Consider the following 21,297-nt stretch of genomic DNA (forward strand, 5'->3'; position numbering starts at 1 on the left):
CACTCAGACAGGGCATTTCGTCTACCCCTCACCGCCCGAACAGATACAAATCGGTGGATCGAGGCTAAGCCTTATCCGCAGGAGTTCCGCGACGATGTGGTCCGGGTAGCCCGAGACCGTGAACCTGGCGTGACACTCGCGCAGGTCGCGAAAGACTTCGGGATCCATGAGATGACCCTGGCCAAGTGGATGCGCCGCGTCGCCATCGACGACGGACACAAGCCTGGAACAACGTCGACCGAATCTGCCGAACTGAGAGAGCTTCGGAAGCGGAATCGGTTGTTGGAGCAGGAGAACGAGGTCCTGCGACGGGCTGCGGCATATCTGTCGCAGGCGAACCTTCCGGGAAAAGGCTCTACCCGCTCGTGAAAGAGCTCGCCGCCGACGGAATCCCCGTCACGGTGACGTGCCGGGTACTCAAGCTCTCCAGACAGCCCTACTACCGGTGGCTCAGGGACGCGGTCACCGCGGCAGACTGGGTCGAAGCGGAGCGGGCGAACGCCCTGTTCGACGCGCATCGTGATGACCCGGAATTCGGGTACCGCTTCCTCGCCGATGAAGCCGAAGCTGCTGGTCAGCCGATGAGCGGGCGGACGGCATGGCGGATCTGCTCGGCCAACCAGTGGTGGTCGAGCTTCGGCAAGAAACGTGGGAAGAACGGTAAGAAGCCGGGCCCGCCTGTGCACGACGACCTGGTCGAACGCGACTTCACCGCCGACACACCGGACCAAGTGTGGCTCACTGATATCACCGAGCATTGGACCGACGAGGGCAAGCTCTACCTCTGCGCGATCAAAGACGCCTGCTCGGGGCGGATCGTCGGCTACAGCATCGACTCCAGGATGAAGTCCCGTCTCGCCGTGACCGCTCTGGACAACGCTGTTGCCCGCCGAGAGGACGATGTTTCGGGTTGTATTGTCCATTCGGACAGGGGCTCTCAATTCCGGTCGCGGAAGTTCGTGTCCGCGCTCAACCGACACGGCCTGGTTGGGTCCATGGGCAGAGTCGGTGCCGCCGGCGACAACGCAGCGATGGAATCGTTCTTCGCGCTCCTCCAGAAGGACGTCCTGGACCGGCACCGCTGGAGCACCCGCGAGCAGTTGCGGATCGCGATCGTCACCTGGATCGAACGGACCTACCACCGACGCCGTCGTCAGGCCCGCCTCGGCCGGTTGACCCCGATCGAATACGAGACGATCATCAACACAGCCGCCTCAGCGGCATGACACCGAAACTGTCACCTGGTCGTGCAGCAGTCCCCCGGCTTTATGTTTGCTTTGCGGGGTGGGGTCGGTGGCGGCGTTGGGTGGGAGGGGTCGTTGGCTTTTGGGGCCACCAGCTTGCGTTGCCGAGGAGTGTGGCGATGGCTGGTACCACGATGGTGCGGACGATGAAGGTGTCGATGAGAAGGCCTACGCCGATGATGAGTCCGACTTGGGTCATGATGCCGATGGAACCGGCGATGAGGCCGAACATGCTGGCGGCGAAGATGAGGCCTGCTGAGGTGATAACTGAGCCGGTGTTGGTGACGGTGCGGAGCACTCCGACTCGGACGTTGTGATGTGATTCTTCGCGCAATCGTGAGACCAGCAGCATGTTGTAGTCGGCGCCGACGGCTACCAGGACGATGAACGCTAATAGGGGCACAGGCCAAGCGATGTCGGTGTGGAGTATGTGCTGAAAGATCAGGACGCCTATGCCCAATGCTGCGGTGTAGTTGAGTACGACGGTGCCGAGTAGGTAGATGGGTGCGACCAGTGAGCGCAGCAGGATGATCAGGATGATGCCGACGATGGCCAGGGTGGCCAGGGCCAGGAGGCGGAAGTCGTTGGTGAGCAGTCGTTGCAGGTCGGCGTTGATAGCGGGGAAGCCGGCGACGGAGACGGTGGAGTCGGTCAGGGTGGTGTTGGGTTTTGCGTCGTTGGCGACGGTGGCGATGGTGCTGGCCAGGCGCATGGCGTCCGCGCTGTAGGGGTCGAAGCTTGTCTGGACGGCGTAGCGCACGGTGTGTCCGTCCGGGGAGATGAATTGGCGCGCAACGTCGGCGAATTGCTGGTCAGCGAAAGCATCTTTGGGTAAGTAGAAGCCGGTGGCCGAGTCCGAGCCGCGGGTTTCGCGCGCGGTGGTCTGTAGTTGGGCGGCGAGCGTGGCCATGCCGGCGAGTTGTTGAAGGTTGCTGTCGACGAGTGCAGATACGCCTTCGGCGAGTGTTCGCGAGCCGGCGGCGAGTTGGGAGACCCCGGTCTGCAGTTGGGCGAGTTTGGTTGGCAGGTCTTGGGCCCCGATGGTTCCCAGCGTGGTCTCGAGGGTGGCGACGGTGGCGTTGAGTTGGTTGGTGACCGCGGTGAGGGGGGTGTCCATCTGCGCGAGCTGGGTGGACAGTGTCGTGATCTGGGTGAAGAACCCGCTGTCGCGGAGTGCGGCGAGATCGCGGGCTTGTTGGCGCAGGGTGCTGCATTGGGGTAGTTGAGTGCACAGCGCTGAGTTATCCAGTAACGGGAGCACTGAGGTGATTGTGGCTATGGCGGCTGATGACTGTTCGGCCAGGGCTGCTAGCTGAGGGGCGTTCTGCGCGGCTTGGTCGAGTTGGGGTGCGGCGGCGGTCAGTGTTTGTAGAAGTGGTTGGTATTGACCTATTTCGGCCCCGATGGTGGTGACTTGGTTAAGAATGCCAGCCAGTGGGGTGAGATTGGTGCGGATCTGTATGTCGAGTTGTTCGAGGCCGTCGGCGAGTTGGTCTGCACCAGAACGCAATTGTTCGAGGTCACCTTTGCGGGCTTGGCCCTCACCCACTGAGCCGGCCACCCGATCGCCGATCTGCCCGTTCTGCCAGGAGAGTTGGGCTTGTTCGAGTTTGGCTCCGGTCGGGCGAGTGACACCGACCACACGGGTGACGCCGGGGATCTGCGCAATCCGAGCTGCCATCTGATCAAGGTCGGCAAGTCCGTTGGTTGTTCTCAGATCGGTGGGCGAATCCACGACGACAAATTCCGCGATGGTGATGTCTTGCGGGAAGTGCCGGTTGAGCAGTGCGTAACCTTCGTTGCTGTCGGTGGTTGTGGGTTGACCGTCTCGGTCGTCGTAGGTGATCTGAATGCCCAGCGCGGTGACGCTCAGGATCGTCAATCCGACGAGGCTGACGGCCAGCAACGGCGCCGGGCGGCGTACGACGAGGACCGCGATGCGGTTCCAGTAGCGCCGCGTGAGGTCTTTGCGCGGGGCACCCCACCCCCATCGCGCAGCCCACAGCAGCACTGGCGGCAACAACGTGACGGTGGCGAGGAATCCGATGAGGATCGCCACTGCGCAGGCGGGGCCGAGGGTGGCGAAGACGCTGAGCTGCCCGAAGACCATGGCTAAGAACGCGAGAGCAACAGTGCTTGCCGACGCAAGGATCACCCGTCCGATGGTGGCGGTGGCATCGATGAGAGCGTCGGACGCGGCGGCGCCTTGGCGCAGCCTTTCGTGGTATCTGCTGATCACAAAGACCGAATAGTCCACACCGGCGCCGAGCAAGATGACGGTCATGAACGCAACGGTGAATTGCGAGACTGGCATGCCCAGTTCGCCTAACGCAGACATGACTCCGCGGGCTACGGCGAGACTGATACCGATGACCAGAAGCGGTAGCAACGCAGTGAACACCGACCGATAGACGATCAGCAAGATTATGGCGATCAGCACGACGGTGGCGATGGTGATGACCACCAGATCCTTTTCAGCGGTGACGATTTGGTCGCTGAAGGTCGCTGTTGGTCCGGTCACGTGGACTGTCGTGCTGGTGCCGGTAAAGACCTCTGCTGCGGTCTCGCGGATCGATTCCACAGCGTGGGCCGCCGTCGGCCCGCCGAGGCTGCCGCTGACCCCGACGGGCAAGTACCAGGCTTTGCCGTCTTCGCTGAGCGCTTGTCGGGCAGTGATCGGGTCGGCGAGCAGGTCGCGTACGGCCTGCACATCATCGCGGTCGGCGCGGAGCCGGACCACGAGGTCGTCATAGCGTTGGCGGGCGGGCTCGGTGAGTCCGGCCGGATCTTCCATTGCCACGAACACCGTGGTCTTCGCGCCCTTTTCGTCGAACGCCTCGCCCATGCGATCGAGCGCCTGAAACGACGGCACGCCCTTAGGAATTGGGTCCACCGATTGCTGGCGCACAACTGTTTCCAACTGGGGAAACAGCACAGCCAACACCACGGCAACAGCCACCCAGACGCCCGCTACCAGCGCTTTGTGCGACAAGACGAAGCGTCCCACCTGCCCCAGCGACCGGCTGTACTCACCGCGACCGGTCGATCGCCGAAGCTTCACCACTGCTCACGCATCCATCGCTGCGTTGGCATCGCACACCCTTCGACAAATGAATCAATCGGTATCACTACGCTACAGCATGTAGCGAAAGGAATGTATTGTTCGGCGACGCGGGACTATCGGATCAGCGGCGGTGGGCGGCGAGAAAGTCGTCGACAAGCTGTTCGCAGTCCGCGCCACTCATCGAGCGAAGGCCGGACAGCCGCGCGAAGACCAGCGGGCCCACGAGCTGGGTGATGGCCACGCCGGGATCGAACTCGTCGAGTTCCTTCTGGGCGGCGGCGCTCTGCAACACCTGATCGAACGGTTCCCGGTACTGCGCGATGACACGAGCGCGCAGCGGCGCGAGGGTGTTCTGCTGCTCCCCGGGCTCCTCCGGCACCATCGCCAGCCACGCCAAGGCGGTCAATTGCAGTGGCGCCTGCTCGATCAACGCAGCCTGAGCACGGACCAACCGCACCAAACTGTCGCGGATTGGTCCGTGCGCGTCAGGGACGTCGGCGTGGGGCAACAATCGTTCGAACGCCGCAGCCAACAAATCGGCGGTGCCGTCGAAATGCCGGTAAAACGTCGTTCGAGCCACCCGCGACATCCGGGAGACCGCCCCGACCGTGACTGCATCAACCCCGCCGGTCTTCAACAGGGCAGATGCCGCATCAACCAACCGGTTGCGTGAACGAACCAAACGCGGGTCTTTGTCATCCATCACGTCCTTGGACCGAGGACCCGCGCCGCGCCTGGCCGCCATCACCGCACCCACACTCCCATCCCCGAGACTGCTCTCGGGCGCCTGGCGATCTTGGTTCGCACGAAGTGCTACTGATAATAGCGAAAGTCGAGGAGTGTCCGCCGGGCTAGTCGTGCAATTCACCTGTTCGACACCCCGACCCGGCAGGAAGGTCGGCGCCACGGTGCCCGCCTCCGGGGTACCTTCGGCGAAGGGTTGGTAGATCAATTCGGGGCTTGGCGGCAGGGCTGGGGTGGGTACTGCTGAAGGGTGAATCGCCCCGGGTCTGGTGGAGGCTCTGAATCCACGGGAGGATGAGGAGCATGGCAGCACCGAGGAAGTACCCCGACGAGCTTCGGGAGAGAGTCACGAGGATGGCTGTTCAGTCACGGCGCGATCCATCGACGAGGTCGGGCACGTTCCGCCGTGTGGGCGAGCAACTGGGGATCAATCCCGAGACTTTGAGGAACTGGGTTGTGCAGGCCGAGGTCGACGAGGGGCACCGTCCCGGGACCACGACCAGCGAGTCCCAGCGCCTGGTCGAGCTGGAGAAGGAAGTGCGTGAGCTGCGCAGGGCGAACTCGATCCTGAGGTCGGCCTCGGCTTTTTTCGCGGCGGAGCTCGACCGCCCACAGCGTTGATCGTGGAATACATCGACCAGTACAAGCATGAGTTCGGCGTCGAGCCGATCTGTCGGACGCTGACCGCAGCGGGCACGCAGATCGCGCCGAGCACGTACTACGCGTTCAAGACCCGACCACCCTCGAAGCGAGCACTGCGCGACGAGGAACTGCTGATCGAGATCCACCGCGTCCACTCGGCGAACTTTGGCGTCTACGGGGCGAAGAAGGTCCACGCCCAACTGCGTCGCGAGGGCGTCGTCGTCGCGCGCTGCACGGTCGAGCGGCTCATGCGCGTTGCGGGGTTACGAGGGATTAGCCGAGCCAAGGGCCCGCGCACCACGATCTCCGGTCGCGGCCCGGATAGTCGGCCTGACCTGGTCGATCGCGACTTCACTGCAACCGCTCCGAACCAGTTGTGGGTCGCGGACATCACCTACTGCCGCACCTTCGTCGGCTGGGTGTATGCCGCGTTCGTCATCGACGTGTTCTCTCGCCGCGTGGTCGGCTGGCAGCTCTCGAAGTCGCTACGGACCGACCTTGCGCTGGACGCGTTGGAGATGGGCATCTGGACCCGCGATCGCGCAGGCCAGTCGGTCACCGGGCTCACGCACCACAGCGACAAGGGCGTTCAATACGTCGCCATCCGCTACACCGAGCGTCTTGCCGAGGCTGGCGCGGCCGCCTCGGTCGGTTCCACCGGCGACTCATACGACAATGCCCTGGCCGAGGCCTTCAACTCGCTGTTCAAGGCCGAGCTGGTCCGCAACCGCGGGCCCTGGAAGAATATCGACGACCTCGAGATCGCGACCGCGGAATACATCGACTGGTTCAATCACCGGCGATTGCACGGCGAGATCGGCATGATCCCGCCCATCGAGCTCGAGGACACCTATCATCACAACCACCCCGCACCGGTACCCGCCGACGCGGCACTTGCGAGCCTCTGACAAACCCGGGGCGATTCAGTCTTGATCGACCCGCTTGGGTTCGACACCGGAATCCATCTCTGACTCCGCACACCGGAGCACAACGGCCAAGACCTCTGCGACAGCGGGGCCGCTCTGCGCGCTGGCGGGCGGCGAGACGCCCGCCGGGGCGAACGGCAACGTCATCATGCGAATGGCCTCAAGCGTTCCCAGAGGGTCGTAGCCAGCGAACCCCTCGACGAACTGCGTCGCCGCATCATCGATGCGCCGCTCAACCTCCGCTGCAGGGTCGGTCGCTTTCGAGACGTCTGAAAGCAACCCAGCAGTATCGAAGGCGCGCTCCAGCACTACCTGAACGTGTTGGTCGGCGTGCCCGGCTTTAGTAGCGTCCTGGCGGCGCTTCTTGTTCCGCCGTTTTCGGGAGGACTTGGATGCCATCAAAACGGCGCCTTCCCTTTTGCCCACTGCTTGGACCAATCGCCTCGGATGCCGGTGGCGTTGAAGTCACCGAGGTCGGTGGTGGCGAATGGGTTGTCGAGGTAGCGGACCTCGTCGTGCTGGGCGCCACGCGGGTCGACGCGGACGAGAGCGAGGCGGTAACGCGGGGCGGCGTTCTTACCAACCATCACCTCGTTGTGGGTGACGAAGAAGTCGGTCGCTCCTTCGATACGCGCTTTGACCTCGATGCGGTAGGTGTCGCCTTTGGCGTCTGTGGAGAGGATGTCGAAACCGGGATTGTTGAAGGCCTGCTCGACGGGCTTGCGTCCGAGTTCACGTTCACGGGCCATCACCAAGTCGACACCGCGGCGTTCGACCTCTTTGGTCTCCTTCGCGTGGATGGGCGCGGTCGCGGGTAGGTCGGTCTCCAGTATCCCGACGGGGAGCACCAGTGCTGCGGTGACGATGCGTGGTGGCTTGGTCGACATAAGCTGCTGGTGGTCAAGCAGTGCGAGCCTCTTGCGTAGACGGGCGTCGAGTTCGACGGCCTTACGATTCAGGCTCTCCGATGATTCTTTCGGTTTCTCACCGGCGCGTTCCTTTTCCGCCGCGACGGCGGCATCGAGGATGAGGCGGTCGCGTTCACCTTCGAGCCGCTTGATGACCAGGTCACGTGCCTTACTCAACTCCGCGAGGCGCCTCGGCTGAACGTCGTCGAGGTAGTCGGGGAGTTGGTTGGCGATAATCCAGCTCGTGGTTTTGTCTTCAGCACCTGCCAGCCACGGGAGGGTGCGGGCTGTATCGGTGACAGCGTTCTCGGGTGCCGCCACGCAGTCCAGGTAGGGCGCGGGGCCGGCAGGCGTCACGGTGCCGAAGCTGTCGACGTATGCGTAGCCGAAGCGGCGTGCGACGGACTCTCCGGTCGCGTCGGCGACCTCTTCGATCACGCCGACGAGCAGGTGTGTCTCCTCCAGCGTCGAGGAAACCAAGATCGTGCCTCGGTTGAGGGAACCACCGAACTGTCGCACGGACTCGTCCATGACCGCGTCGTGCAGCGGATGACCCGGGGCGAGAAGGTCGGCGCGGCTGAGTTCGTCGGCGTGGACCTTGCCAAGATCGAACGTGACTCGGTCGTACTTGGTTGCGATCGGCCCTGTGCCTGCGGCGCGTATTTGCTGGGGCACGTTCGCGATCTCGTAGCGACCCTGTTCGCGCCTCACGATGCGGCCGCCGAGGCGGGCGAAGGCGGCCTTGAATGCCATCTCGATGTAGTGCGGTTGAAGGCGGCGGGCGCGTGCTTCGTCCATTGCCGCGCGCAGTGCATGCAGGTCGGCCTCGGCCAGGTTCTCCGACGCCAATGCCCGTTCGTCGAGGAGATCCTTGAGTCCATCCCCGACCGACGCGTCGATGACCTCATGCATTTTAGCCTTGACGTCGGGGCGCTCGCCGTGCTGGATGGCATCGAGCAGGAGGTTGCGCAGCGGGGTCTCGGTGAACGCCTCGCCGAGGACGTCGAAGACTTTGCCACCGTATGTCTGACGCATCTGGTCGAGCTTCTCCAGCAGGCGGGTGAAGACTTCACCCTCGCGGGTGTTGGAGGCTACGAGGTTCCAGAGTCGGCAGACCTCTTCTTGGCCGATGCGGTGGATGCGGCCGAAGCGTTGCTCGATGCGGTTGGGGTTCCACGGCAGGTCGTAGTTGACCATCAGGTGCGCGGCCTGAAGGTTAAGCCCCTCTCCAGCGGCGTCGGTTGCGATGAGGATTTGGACGTCGCGGTTCTTGGTGAACTCCTCGGCGATCACGCGCCGCTCACCTCTGCGGACGCCACCGTGGATCGCCTTGACCGAGTCGGGCTTGCCGAGCAAAGAGCCGATCTTGGACTGGAGATAGTCAAGGGTGTCGCGGTGCTCGGTGAAGATGATGAACTTCCGTGGCCAACCGTTCGAATCGGTGACCAGCGCATTGTCCTGGAGGATCGTGGAGAGTTCGGTCCACTTGCGGTCGGTGCCAGCCTCGCGGACCTTCTTGGCGGTCGCAATCAGATCGGCGAGTTCGACAAGTTCTGCGTTGAGCTCCTCGACGGTCTGGGCGGCGGTGGCCGCGTCCATCACGTCTTCCTCAAGCTGCTCCAGTTCTTCGGCGTTGTATTCATCTTCGTCGAAGTCGCCCGAGCCGATGACGTCGTCGGGTTCCTTGTAGGTGCCGTTGAGGATCTCGGTCTTCTTGCGCTCCAGCCGTTCGGTGCGGCGGACGAGGCTCTTGTAGATCGCCTCAGGGCTGGAGGCGAGTCTGCGCTGAAGGACAGTCAGGGCGAATCCGACAGTGTTCTTACGCTTGCCGCCAAGCCTGTCGGCACGGTTCATGCCCTCGCGGACGTAGCGAGTGACGTCCTCGTAGAGGCCCTTCTCCCGCTCGGTCAACTCGTAGGGCACAGTTTCGGCGATGCGTTCAGGGAAGAGCTTCTTACCTTCGAACGTCAGCAGGTCTTCCTTGACCATGCGCCGCATGATTCCGGTGACGTCGACAGACTTCTTCTGCTTGCCCTCGAACCGATCGCGGTCGAGCAAAGTGAGGAAGAGCTGAAAGTCCTCTTCCTTGCCCGAGTGTGGAGTCGCGGTCATCAGCAGGAGGTGGCGGGTAATTTGGCCGAGCAGCTCCCCCAGCAGGAAGCGTTTGGTCTTCTCCAGCTTCCCGCCGAAGTAGTGCGCTCCCATTCTGTGTGCCTCGTCGACGATGATCAGATCCCACTCCGTCTCCTTCAGTTGGGCCTGGAGTGCCTCGTTGCGGGAGAGCTGATCCATGCGTGCGATCACGAGTGGGTTCGTTTCGAAGACGTTGAGGTTGATGTTGGCATCGATGAGCTGGTTGGTCAGCAGGTCGAACCGCAGCCCAAACTTGAAGAACAGTTCGTCCTGCCACTGCTCGACCAGTCCACCGGGAGCGATGATCAGGCACTGCTTGACGTCGTCGCGGAGCAGCAGCTCCTTGATGTAGAGGCCGGCCATGATCGTCTTGCCGGCACCGGGGTCGTCGGCGAGAAGGAACCGAAGCGGGGTCCGCGGTAGGAGTTCGCCGTACACCGCGCGAATCTGGTGCGGCAGCGGCTGCACGTCGCTCGTGGCGACGGCCAGCATTGGATCGAAAAGGCCGGCCAGCGAGATACGTTGGGCCTCGGCGAGGAGCTTGAAGTCGCTGGCGGTGGCGTCAAACGCGCGGCTACCGCTGGTGGCGACGCTGAGGTTGTCCTGGTCCTTGCGGAACACAACCTGTTGGCCAAGTCCACCTGAGCCGTTCTGGTAAGTGAGTGCGAGTGCGTCCGTGCCATGCCATTGAGCAGCGATGACAGTGATCACCTCTGCGGGAATGAGACCCTCGACTCGCAGACCGGGCTTCAACTCTTCAAGCTGCACGCGTGGACCTCCTCATTGCCAGCCCTCGAACGCTACCCGCCGATACTGACAGGTTCGCCATCGCCAGGAATTCAACGAGACCAAGCCGAGTGGCATTGCCAGGCCTTCGAACGCTTGCTGAGAAGCTGTCGAAGACTTCGCTGAGGTGCCGCCCGACGCCCGTCACCTCGAATTCCCATCGGCGAGTTCGCGCAATGCTCGCCCCAACTCCTCCGGAAGCGTGTCACGAAACACCCGATAAGCCGCCTTCGATTGTCGGGTCACCGGCGGCGGCCACGCCGGGCTGGTGTCCAACCCCCCCTGAGCAACCTCGCACCACATCCATGTCACCGCGTACGGGAGTGCGGCCGCGCGCCTCCTCGGACTCGCCGACCGCGCCCAATCGGTGAACCACGTGTCGGGCGTACTCGCGAGCTCGATGACTCGTCGCTCGAGCGCCCGAAAATCCCGTCGACGCGATAGTTCCCTCGCTGCCGCGCTGGCGGCTGCCGCGATCTCTGAAGGACTCGCGGCCAGTCGCGTGCTCGCCGCTCGCGATGTCCGTCTGCCAATGTCCGGGTCGAGTTCGATACTCGCTGCAGCAGTGGACCACGTCGACCCTGGCCGTTGTGCGCGCGCAATACACAGGGAGGCGTACAGCCGCCCCGTGCTTTCCTGCGTTGTCAGCATCCCAGCGAAATGACGACGGTAGGTGTGCTCATCGAGGAGTTGAGGGATCGCAGACAGCGGCAGATCGATCAACGCGTCGTGATGATCGATCTGCAGGCCGACATGGCGGCGGGCTGAAAGCACCTGGACCACCAGCCAGCTCAACACCGGACTCTTTGCCGCGCGATTGACGATCCATCCTCTCGGGCCGCCCGGGACGTCCGGGATCAGATCGAACCACTCGGCCAACCGTGCGACGGCGTCCGCACTCTCCGGACTGGACAGAATCCCATCCGCCTCCGCCAGTGCTTCACCGCGGGTGACTGCACTTGTCGGCGGCTGAATACCCCACCGAGGCCCTCGAAGCTCAGTTGTGCGACCAGCGGCTTCGGCTTGGAGATCTCCGGCCCATTCGACGAAACCCCTTGCGCGAGACCGGGATGCGAGGTGAAGTAGAAGAGTGGTTAAGTTTCGGACTTCTGCGAGGTACGCGGGGGGCGCGAGAGCGCCATCGAGAACGCTCGTTTCTTCGCCTTGGATAGCGGCCGTAACCCGTGTTGCGGTCCGAATTGCACCTTCGGATGCAGCCGTCGGTTTCTCTCTCAGGATGGAGTGTCGGCAGGGAGCCGAGAATCCGAGCGGATTCCCGCACGGCTGGTGTTCATCGAGCCGAGGACGCAGCGGACTGTGGTGTCGCGTTCGAAAGCGCCGGCTACATCTTGAACACTCAGCGACCAGGTAGACGCCGTGGTCGGGACACACTGTCGACACCGGTAGCTTCCACGACAGCTGCCAGATTCCGTCGTGCGATAGGCAGAGTGGGCATAGTTGCGTCCCATGCTGCGGGAACCACCCCTGGCAAACGATGGCGCGGTAGCTCGCCCGATCGAGCGGGTCGAAGCCGTCGAGGTTGAGTGGCGCGCCTCCGTCGTAACGCAACAAGGTCGAATTCTCGACGGCCGATGCCCCCAGCCCAGTGAGATCCACTATTCGGCCGACGAGCTCATCGCTAGGCCGGACCAGCATGAAAGCCGTCGAGACCGACGATCCGTCCCGGTTCTCCTTGAGCATGCGGACAAGACTCTTGGTCGTCAGATCGTTCACAAGTGCAATCCGCTCGAGGTACGAATCAAGCGACTCGCGTGGATCGATTGCAACTCGAGCGGGGAGCATTAGCTCAGAGGCTCCATCGCCGTCGCGGTTTGGTAGCGCCCGCAGTGGGCGAGCGACTGGAAGTCACGCGCCCACACGAGTCCGGTCCTCTTCTGAGACTCGGTCCGAATCCACCACACCGAAGTCTCCACTCCCAACCTGACGCACAAGATCTTCGTCGGCGACGCAGATCGCTTCGGCGGCACTGCGGAGGATGAGACGGCCTTCGGGGTTGAGCGCAGCGTCAAATGCTTTCAGGTGTTCGGCGTCTGGCCATGTACGCGGGCTATCACAGGTTGCATCGAACCACATCCAAGATGCGGCGAGCCGGGCGCAGCCATCGAAGTTCCGGGCGGCTGCGGGCAGGGTGCCGACCAGGTCCGGCGGGGCGGCTTCAATCCGTCTTAACGCGTCGCGGCGCTCACGGTAGTTGACGAGCTCGTCGAGGCATAGAGCTCGCGCCAGATTCATCGCATGGGCAATGTCGCTCTCGCGGTGGAAGATCGGAGTCCATTTCGGCCACGCCCCTATGCAAATCGAGTAGCTACCAGCTTTCGTCAGACGGTAGGTCGGCTCGTCGGCAAGGCTCCAATGATCGCGCAACCGAACACATTGACTGAGAAGTAGCGCGACTCTGGAACGCCACAACCACTGGGCGGGGTCGAGCACGAACGGTTCGCCTTCTTGCCGGTAGATCCCTGGGATGTGGTCAAGCGTCAATTGCGTATGGCCAAGCGCCAGCCGCATCAGATCTTCGCCGCGTGGATGGCGGACTGAGCTCTTCGGTAACCGCATGGTCTTGACAGTCTTCGCGCCTGTGCGGAGTACCCGTCGAGTGAAGACCTGCGAATCGGGTATTTCAGAATTCTCTGGTCGGACAGGAGTGGGACGTGGATGTGGAGATACTCGTGGTGTCAGCCACGTTCGCTGTTCTTCCCAGGCCATTGCGATGGCCAGTGCACGAACGGCAGGAGATCGCGGTAGCTCTTCCTCGGACTCGTGACTCGTCGCAAGATCTGCCGTCGCAGTGGTCACCAACTGAGCATCAGCTGGGATCCAGTGTGCAGATCCTCGACTGAGCCGACGAGCCACCGAGGGTAGTTCCGCACGGAGACACTCAAGTCGGTCGAGTGCATCGAAGTCAGTCGTAGATCTGTGTGCAGCGGACGAGACCTCCTTGCAGACCGACAGAATCCGATTGGGAACTCTGGTCAACTGCGCAGTGCCACTACCGGGCATCCCGATGAGGTGCCCGCAGTAGAAGCAGACCGGAGACAGAGCCAAAGCCCACTCTCGCCGTGCCACTCCGTTTGGGGCGCAACGGCAATGCTGACCCCACTCACTTGCCAGCCAGCCTTCCTTCGCGAGCACTCGACTATGGCAGTCATCAAGGGTCATCGCCGAAATGCGCGAGAATGGCTGGCGCGTCAGCGTGGCCAGGTGCCGCAGAATCGGCTCGTAGTCAGACGCTGATCGCGATAACTGACTTCGACCAAGGATCTTGGTGACGGTGGTGCAATTCGCCGTCGCCGCGCGCAATACGAAGGACTCCAGCGATTCATCGTCGGCTGGAATCGGTCGAGCAGGCAGATAGCCGATACGAGGCTCTCGCATGGATAGCCCCCTTCCGTTGTCTGCCGGTGACATCACACCCTGCTCTGCTTGCTGCGGCGCCGAAGATCGATTTCCGCCTCTGCTGCGTGCGCTCGTTTACTGAGGCGGACTTCCTTCAGGTGTTCTGGGTTGATCGTGTGCGTGCCGTCGGCGATCGCTGCAAGTGTCGCAATGCGGAGGAGGCGTGTCGCGTCACCGACGTAGCCCTGAGATCGCTTCCAGATGGGCCCCGCGAGCTGTGAAGTGAGAAGCCCTTCGCTTGCCCGAGGGAGATGCGGAAGGAGATAACCTTCCAGCCCGTAGAGCAGTTGCTGCCACGCGTGTTGCTCCTCCGAAGTCTCGATTCCGTAAGGACTGAAGCTCATTGGCTGGAGGCGGCCGATAAGCTGGGCATCGCTCATGGCTTCACTGGATTCGAGGTCTGTCCCAACCAGAATTAAGCTGGCGTTGAATTCGCCGAGCTCGGTGTTCATGTACTTCACGTGATCGAGGACCTCCCGGCCGCCCTTCCAGTTGGTACGCAGTAGATGGAAGTCGTCGATGAGAAGGGTGCGCACGCCGTGGCGTGCCAATGCCCTGACCGCGGCGGTTGACGTCTGGTGGGCGGCGCCGCTGGCGGATAAGCGGAAGAAGTCAAGGACTTGGGAGTTGAATCCTTTGACCATCGAGCCAGATTGCAGGTTGACCCAAACGACGGGGCATAGGTCTGCGTCGATCGTTGGCTGAGGGTTCCACGTGGGCAGTTCTGCAGGGCCTTTCGGTGCGCCTACGATCCATTCCACGTATTTCCTTGTGGCCCAGCGGCGGACCGCCGTGCTCTTCCCGAGCGTGCTTGCGCCTGTGACCGACGCTATTGCCTTCGCACCGGGGCCCGTTTCAGAATTCTCCTGCACGATCTCAGTGAGTCGGTCTGCGACTGCGCGGGTCTCGGCCGTTTCGACGTAGAGTCCATTCATCCATTGACGCAGCGCATCGACCGCCCGCGAGCGGTCCTCGGATGTCATCCTGTCCCAACCAGCCGACGTGTACAGAGGTGGTTCTGGCAACTCCGTTTTGGTGCAAGCCAAATGCCAAGCGAGAGAGTCCATCAGGAGTCGGCCCGCATCGTCGGCCACGGGACGTCGAGGATGTCCAAGGGAACGTCGTCCTGGGGTGAATCGGTATGGGGCGTCTTGGTGCGTGCTTCGTTGCCGCCCGACTGAGTGGCTTCGTCGCGGGTTGCACCTTGGGCTGCCTGAGCTTCTTCGTGGTCTTTGCGCGATTGTTCAACTCTGCGGTGCGCGGCTGACAGTTTGGCAGTCCAGTCAGTTGGAACGGGCCCAGAGGTGAGTTCCGTGAGCTCGTCGAGGATCTGCCGCTGCGCTGAGCCCCGACTCAGAATGTGGTTGCCGCCGCGTTCGCGGACGCGCCGCCTAACAGCCTGAACGATCGTATCGGTCATCGGCGCGTCAGTGAAGAAAGATCCTCGCCACGCAACGGGGCGTACACGGCCGGTCTCGGGGTGCGGGAACCAGATGCTCGACAAGTCGTGCGGGTCGACAAGAAAGGGAACCTTGTTGTCGTCGTCCCTGAACTGGCCCCGTGCGACATTCCGAAAATCATCGAGCAGCTTGCCGTCGTAGACCATCTCAGCAAACTCGACACCTGCGACTCCGACTGTGCCCCACTTGACCGGAAGCATCTGATAGATCATGTCTGCACGCTGCGGTACGTCGATACGGCCGGTGACGTCGAGCATGATGTCCCAGAGCTCCAAAGGACTGGTGCGAGCGGTGGGCTCACCACCGATAACCAAGCCTGTGTGCCACGACCGGTGGTAGTCCAAGGCGACGAATCGCCGAAGGTGTTCTTCCAGTTCGGCGGCCGTGACCAATGCCTCCTCGGCGACCAATCGACCGCGCTCCGAGGTATTGCGACCTTTGTAGCCGGGGAGCTGTTGAACGGCCCGTTGTAGCGTCTCGTGCCAGCGTTCAACGTGGGGGTTGTCCGTTGGCTTCTTCCCGCGACTGAGCAACAAGTCAATCCCGAAGTCGCGCAGAATCGCGCGGAAGTGATCGGACACGAAGATCGAACCGTGGTCGGCGCGGATCGCGTCCGGCATGACGCCAGGGATGTGGTGCTCTCCTTGAAGCGTAGTGAAATCGGGTGCAACACTTCTGCGCCCAACCTTGACCGCGACATCAGAAGCGTCGACGACTTGGGGCAAACCGGCCCAGCGCCAGTGACTGATGGTGGTGCCCTCCACCATCATCGAGAACGGGCGGCAGATGTCGTAGAGAAGTAGCCCGGCATCGATTCCATCGGCGCTCTTCGGCACCACGCGCAGTGCGAGGATCACTCTGGTGGCGACGTCGATTGCAGTGAGGATTTCGACGCTGAAGGGTCGCCCGAGAAGCGGGTCGTATACGAGGTTGTCCGCCCTCGTGGCGTCGATGGCGACTATTTGCCCAGGCCTGATTGCGGGGAAGTGCTCTTTGCCCGACACGCGCTGTAGCGACCGGCTTCTCTGGGTGCGGGTTGTTGCGCCCGCGCCCCGTTTGAGGTGCGCGAGATACTCTGCCGTCAGACGCTGCGGCGTGGAGACATCCACGTGCCCTGCACGCTTGAGCTCAACCTTGATCCGCCGATCAAGCTCGCTGATGTTGGCGTCCGCCCGATCTCCGTCCAGGGTGGCGAAGACCAACTCAGCAACAGTCCGATAGCGCTCATCGATTCGCTCCCACGTCTGTTCGCGACGCAGGGATCTGGCATCGAGGAGCCCGAGTAGTCCGTCGCGTTTCCATGCACGCACCCAGTTGCGGATGGTGCTGTCGACCGGAGCCGATCGCTTGATCTCACCGTTCGCGATGCGGCGTTGTAGGGCACGATCTCCCACAGCTTCTTGCTGCAACGCGACCGCCATCGCGCGACAGCGCGCCGCCTCGGAGACGCCGAAGCCTTCGCCGAAGGGTGGGCGCGGTTCGCCATCGCGCGCGAGTTCGGCGTGACCGTCCCGGTAGCCGGTCAGTATCTCATGCACGATTTCAAGTTTGTCGAGGGCGGCTCGGCGCGTTTCCTCAGACAGGCCATCCCAGTACGGGCGGAGCGCCGGTCTGATTGGCGCTACATCGCCATCGACCACGACTCGCACCTCTGCGAGTTCGGGCCAATCGACGTGCAAGGAATCGCCGACGCTGGTGCGGAGGTCTACGCCGGCCGCTGATACCGCTGTCACCAGACCGGTTCCCCACTCAGTCAGAAGTCGGCCACCGACCTCAACCACTGTGCGACTTGTGTCCACTACGCCACCAGTCCCGCGCGCACTGGCGTTTCCATCGTCAATCGCTTCGAGAGGTTGGTATCCAGCTCACCGGACCAGACCATGTGCCAGACCACGGCGATGGCCTCCCCGTTTCCGGTATCCAGACGAAATAGGGAGCCCAGAGTCGCGGCGTCGTTACTTGCTTCCTTCCCGATCTCGCCAGCCACCTGGTCATACCAGGAAGGCCTTCGGCGGTAGCCGTGCAGCCACAGAAGGTTTAGGCGTTCTACGCGGTCGAGTCCGTTGAATACCTCGTGACGCCATCCCACATTCGCGCAGGCGGCCTCGACCATTGCGACCTGAAGCTTGAATTTGTCGTCCATCTTGTGCGGCAGGCGTGCATTCCAGAGCGTTACCGCCCCGGTGTCGTCAAGGCTGAGTAAGTCGGGCGTGTTTTTCGCCGAGGACGATCCGCCCCGCTTCAGCTGACACGGTTGCGGTATCAGCGCGACGATATCGTTGAGCCGGTCCAGGCGTCGCAAGAGGTCATGCTCGAGGCCCGACTCGAGTTCTAGGTGGTCGCGCATGGTCAGTGAATACGCAGTGACAGGTATGTGCCGGTGACGTTCCGAGGATCGAGGCTTGCGAATCGGAACTACACGTGCGAGATCCGGCGGACCGTCGGACCGCCAGTTCAACACGCGGGACACCTTGTCGCCAGCGAATCGGAACCGCCACGTCACCGCCGCGCGGGAACTCTCGGTCAAGTGACACCTCCGCTTCCGCAGGAATTAGCACCAAATCTAGCAAGAAATCGAGGTCGAAGGGCTACTAAGGGAGCAAGTCGACAATCGGTCAGCGAGGCATTTCGGGTGATAGGCCGACGTCTCCTTCGCCCCATCAGCGGTCCGTGTCGGAAGGCTGCGATAGGTTGCTCCCATGGCCAAAGGCAATCAGGTCGCTCCGTCGACGAAGTTCGAGCAGACGCTGCAGGCATCGGCTCAGCTGCCGGGTGTGCAGATCAACCGGGAGGCCTTCCTCCGCAGAGAGCTGAAGCGATACTGCACCGACGAGCAGATCAAACTCGCTATCGCCACAACACCGGCCGAAGCAGGCGTAACACCTCAAGTGATCGACAAGATCGCCAACAGCGTGATCAAGTTCGAGACCGGCAAGGTGACGACACTTTCCACGGCAGCCGGCATCCCTGGAGGCCTCGCAGCGATCGGCACGGTCCCGGCTGATATCGCGCAGTACTATGGGCACCTTCTTCGCGTCGTCCAGAAGCTCGCCTACATCTACAGCTGGCCGGAGCTCTTCGACGACAGCGCCGACGGAATGGACTCCGCGACCGAAAGCATGCTCACGCTGTTCATCGGCGTGATGTTTGGCGTGAACGCGGCCCAGGCCGGCGTGGCGCAAGTCTCGAAGTTGATCGCAAGTGAAGTGGCCAGGAAGCTGCCGCAGAAGGCTCTCACCAAGGGTGCGATATATCCGGTGGTCAAGAAGGTTGCAGGGCTCCTGGGCATTCAGATGACCAAGCAGGTCTTCGCCAAGAGCGCAGCCAAGGTCGTGCCGCTGGTAGGCGCGTTTGTCTCGGGAAGCCTGACCTTCGTCACGTTCATGCCGATGTCGAAGCGGCTCCAGAAGCACCTCGCAACCCTTCCGCTGACCAAGCCCGGTCACGGAGTCACCGAGCAAGCGTCGAATCCGCCGAGCACATCCCCAAAACCAGCACCAACGTCATCTGCGAATTAGACGAGCTCATCCCACAAGCCAATCGCCGATAGCCTGCCGCCAGCCGCCGGTCACTTCAGCCCCTTCGTCGCCCGGTTTCACCCGCGCACTCGGCGATTTCCAGGAATAGATTCCCCGGCAAAATTAGCAGGAAATCATACCGAAACGCGGGCTACGGGCAACGCTCGCCTGACCATGTTTGCCCTAGTCAGGGCGATTCTTACGCCGTGATCAGGCTTGTTAAACAAGCGGGACCACCTTGCTAATCTTCGCTGCATCTCGACAACAGCAGTTCTCAGCCCCTCGCCATATCCACGAATCGGCTCAAATGTAGTTGGTGCGCAACGGTAATCGTGGCGGTTGGACCATTACGGTGCTTTCCGACGATGATGTCAGCCTCACCAGCGCGGGGGTCGTCGCGCTCGAATGCGTCGGGTCGATGAAGCAGGATCACCATGTCGGCGTCCTGCTCCAGGCTGTTGTGAACAGCGATACCATCTGCGATGAAGTTGTGCGTGCCGGGAACGGTTCCGTCGTACACGTCTTGTTCTCCGAGACTCTCAATTTCAACGATCCGATCCCAGTAGACATCGTTGGTACAGAGCATTTCGATGTCAGCGCTCTTCAACACCTCTGCAACTCGAGCAAGCCGCGCACGGCTCGGCGAGTGCTTCCACATCGTTGATCCGCAGAACCGCGAACCCATTGCAGCAGCGAACTCCCGATGCGTCATTCCGCTGTGCTTCAACAGTTCCCGGACCTGAGTCCACACTTCTTTCGGCACGGTGTCCGTGTTGGTATTCGACTGGATGGTCGACAGCCTGTTGAGTACATCCTTGCCGAGCTGTCCACGCTCTCCGTGGATTCCAATCTTCCCCAAGAATGCCGACTGATTCTCCACGCCTGTGATCGTCACGTGCCAGCAAGCACGGTATCCAGCTTTTTCAGTTCGGACTGTCCTCGCGTAGATTCCAAACCTCAGCAGGAGCTGCGCCACGTCATCCGCGAGCCGCCGCGAGGTGGTCGCATAGTACAGTCGCGCGATGCCCGCCTTCTCATCCCAGCGCACCGACCCGTCCGTCGCCCACAGGTGATGCAGGAACAGAGCGATCTGATCGTTCGGCAGTGAGAACACAGCCGTGGGGACGAACTTCTCGTAGCTTCGAAGCCCGAACAGTCCGAGTCCATCCAGCCACGCAGCGATCGGGTTCCGCTTCCCATGAGTCAGTTGATACGGCGCCGGCAGTCGCAGGGTTGTAACTCGTGCCGCAGCGTATTCGTCACGGATTGGGGTTACCCCGAAGAAGTTGGCTGCGTCCGAGACCGCCGCAAGGTTCTCCTCATCAATACTTGCGTAGCGAATGGGTTGGCGCTTCACACACGACCCGTCGCCAATCATATGAGCTAAGAGGACGATCTCTTGCTCAGCCATCACCGTTGTCTCGTGCGGCTCTGGTGTCCACCTCGGTGCCGCGACGCGATCGTTGACCGACATCTCAGCAAGGGGGATCCACCCGTCCAAGGTCATGAACGGATGATTCCCCGTCGCCTCGACCACGCGTCCCGATGCCATCCGCACGCGGAACACTTCCTTGCGTCCACTCGGGAACACCTTGACCATGGGCCTGGCAACCATGCGAAGGCGTTCGTCGAGCGACCACACGAGCGGTTGCTCTCCGGACTCCAACAACTCGCCGATGGTCACCTCGGACCCGTCGTCTGCACGAAGGATTCGCGTCGATGCGGGAAGACAACCCGATTCGCGCAGATCCGACACCTGTGGCTTCTTGTCGGTTCGCTGCTCGGGACCACGGTTCAGCTGGCTGATCGCGACCACCGGAACCTCGAGTTCCTTTGCGAGAAGCTTCAATTGACGGGAGAACTCCGAGACCTCTTGCTGACGTGACTCGACCTTCTTGCCGGAGGTCATCAGCTGCATGTAGTCCACCACCACGAGTTTGAGGTCGTTGCGCTGTTTGAGCCGTCGGGCTTTGGCTCGAATCTCCATCATGGTGAGGTTGGGCGAGTCGTCGATGAACAGTGGCGCCTCGGAGATCTCACCCATACGTCGGGCCAGTCGGGTCCAGTCGTCGTCGGTCATCGAACCGCCGCGCATGTCACCGAGTTTCACCTTGGCCTCGGCCGAGAGTAGTCGCATGACGATCTCGACCTTGCTCATTTCCAGGGAGAACATGGCGCCGGTCATGTGGTGGTGAATCGAGCACGACCGCAAAAAGTCCATGGCGAGCGTCGAATTGTGGGTGGGTACCATTGCCTCGCCTGCGAGGAACAGGTGATCATCGTTGTCGACCTGCACGCATCGCACCGGGACGCTGTCGACGGGACGCACCGCGACGATGCGCCGCACGCCTGCCGGGCGTCGGAGTTCCTTGTGCCGCAACGCTTTATGATGAACGGTGAACACGTCGTCGTCGGCGTCGACGCGGAGCCACCCGGTGGCCGAACGACGGTAGGT

At 62.3% G+C, this 21,297-nt stretch carries 12 protein-coding genes, 2 pseudogenes and 1 other annotated feature; of the genes and pseudogenes, 3 read left to right on the forward strand and 11 right to left on the reverse strand.

All coding sequences use genetic code 11. The features are described from left to right. The first annotated feature begins 57 nt into the window (after positions 1–57). Positions 58–1,226, forward strand: a protein-coding gene (locus B1964_RS25790) for an IS3 family transposase (RefSeq protein ID WP_253194200.1) whose coding sequence is annotated in 2 segments (ribosomal slippage) — positions 58–333 and positions 336–1,226 — 1,167 coding nt in all. Because the reading frame shifts where the segments join, the coding sequence is not laid out codon by codon here. A 40-nt stretch (positions 1,227–1,266) separates the two neighbouring features. On the opposite strand, the gene B1964_RS25795 is transcribed toward B1964_RS25790, so the two are convergent. Together B1964_RS25795 and B1964_RS25800 are read right to left on the reverse strand one after the other, a co-directional pair. Then, entirely contained in the window at positions 1,267–4,308 is a 3,042-nt protein-coding gene (locus B1964_RS25795) for an RND family transporter (RefSeq protein ID WP_006896682.1), read from the reverse strand. Positions 4,309–4,429: 121 nt separating this feature from the next. Beyond that, entirely contained in the window at positions 4,430–5,011 is a 582-nt protein-coding gene (locus B1964_RS25800; RefSeq protein WP_253194199.1) for a TetR/AcrR family transcriptional regulator, read from the reverse strand. 344 nt (positions 5,012–5,355) lie between these two features. On the opposite strand from B1964_RS25800, the gene B1964_RS25805 reads away from it, so the two are divergent. Then, positions 5,356–6,602, forward strand: a protein-coding gene (locus B1964_RS25805) for an IS3 family transposase (RefSeq protein WP_223291304.1) whose coding sequence is annotated in 2 segments (ribosomal slippage) — positions 5,356–5,641 and positions 5,641–6,602 — 1,248 coding nt in all. Because the reading frame shifts where the segments join, the coding sequence is not laid out codon by codon here. Continuing rightward, positions 5,634–5,762, forward strand: a sequence feature (AL1L pseudoknot). It overlaps the preceding gene by 129 nt. A gap of 15 nt (positions 6,603–6,617) precedes the next feature. On the opposite strand, the gene B1964_RS25810 is transcribed toward B1964_RS25805, so the two are convergent. The 8 genes and pseudogenes from B1964_RS25810 to B1964_RS25845 form a co-directional block, all read right to left on the reverse strand. Further along, positions 6,618–7,019: a hypothetical protein gene (locus B1964_RS25810; RefSeq protein WP_006896686.1), complete on the reverse strand. Its 402-nt coding sequence runs from the start codon at positions 7,017–7,019 to the stop codon at positions 6,618–6,620. After that, positions 7,019–10,429, reverse strand: coding sequence for a helicase-related protein (locus B1964_RS25815; RefSeq protein WP_079931842.1), 3,411 nt, complete (start codon positions 10,427–10,429; stop codon positions 7,019–7,021). The genes B1964_RS25810 and B1964_RS25815 overlap by 1 nt, the downstream gene beginning before the upstream one ends. Positions 10,430–11,872: 1,443 nt before the next feature. Continuing rightward, positions 11,873–12,250, reverse strand: a pseudogene (locus B1964_RS31280) (TniQ family protein); the annotation flags it as partial. Positions 12,251–12,313: 63 nt separating this feature from the next. Further along, positions 12,314–13,024: a hypothetical protein gene (locus tag B1964_RS31285; protein ID WP_223291355.1), complete on the reverse strand. Its 711-nt coding sequence runs from the start codon at positions 13,022–13,024 to the stop codon at positions 12,314–12,316. 480 nt (positions 13,025–13,504) lie between these two features. Next, positions 13,505–13,876, reverse strand: a pseudogene (locus tag B1964_RS31290) (TniQ family protein); the annotation flags it as partial. After that, positions 13,876–14,847 carry a TniB family NTP-binding protein gene (locus B1964_RS25830; RefSeq protein ID WP_223259049.1) on the reverse strand — a complete coding sequence of 324 codons (972 nt, stop codon included), beginning with the start codon at positions 14,845–14,847 and terminating at the stop codon, positions 13,876–13,878. The gene B1964_RS25830 and the pseudogene B1964_RS31290, both read right to left, overlap by 1 nt. A gap of 83 nt (positions 14,848–14,930) precedes the next feature. Next, complete coding sequence (locus B1964_RS25835) at positions 14,931–16,964, reverse strand: transposase (protein WP_366664298.1); 2,034 nt, start codon at positions 16,962–16,964, stop codon at positions 14,931–14,933. 158 nt (positions 16,965–17,122) lie between these two features. Continuing rightward, a complete protein-coding gene (locus tag B1964_RS25845; RefSeq protein WP_306302654.1) occupies positions 17,123–17,827 on the reverse strand; it encodes a TnsA-like heteromeric transposase endonuclease subunit in 705 nt (234 codons plus the stop codon). A gap of 196 nt (positions 17,828–18,023) precedes the next feature. Between B1964_RS25845 and B1964_RS25850 the strand changes: the two genes are divergently transcribed. Beyond that, positions 18,024–18,842, forward strand: coding sequence for a hypothetical protein (locus B1964_RS25850; RefSeq protein ID WP_079931845.1), 819 nt, complete (start codon positions 18,024–18,026; stop codon positions 18,840–18,842). Between the two features lie 274 nt (positions 18,843–19,116). Here the strand turns inward: B1964_RS25850 and B1964_RS25855 are convergent. Then, a partial coding sequence (locus B1964_RS25855; protein WP_079931846.1) for a replicative DNA helicase occupies positions 19,117–21,297 on the reverse strand: 2,181 nt, incomplete at its 5' end.

This window comes from Gordonia sp. i37 (assembly GCF_002043085.1).
Lineage (GTDB): Bacteria > Actinomycetota > Actinomycetes > Mycobacteriales > Mycobacteriaceae > Gordonia > Gordonia polyisoprenivorans.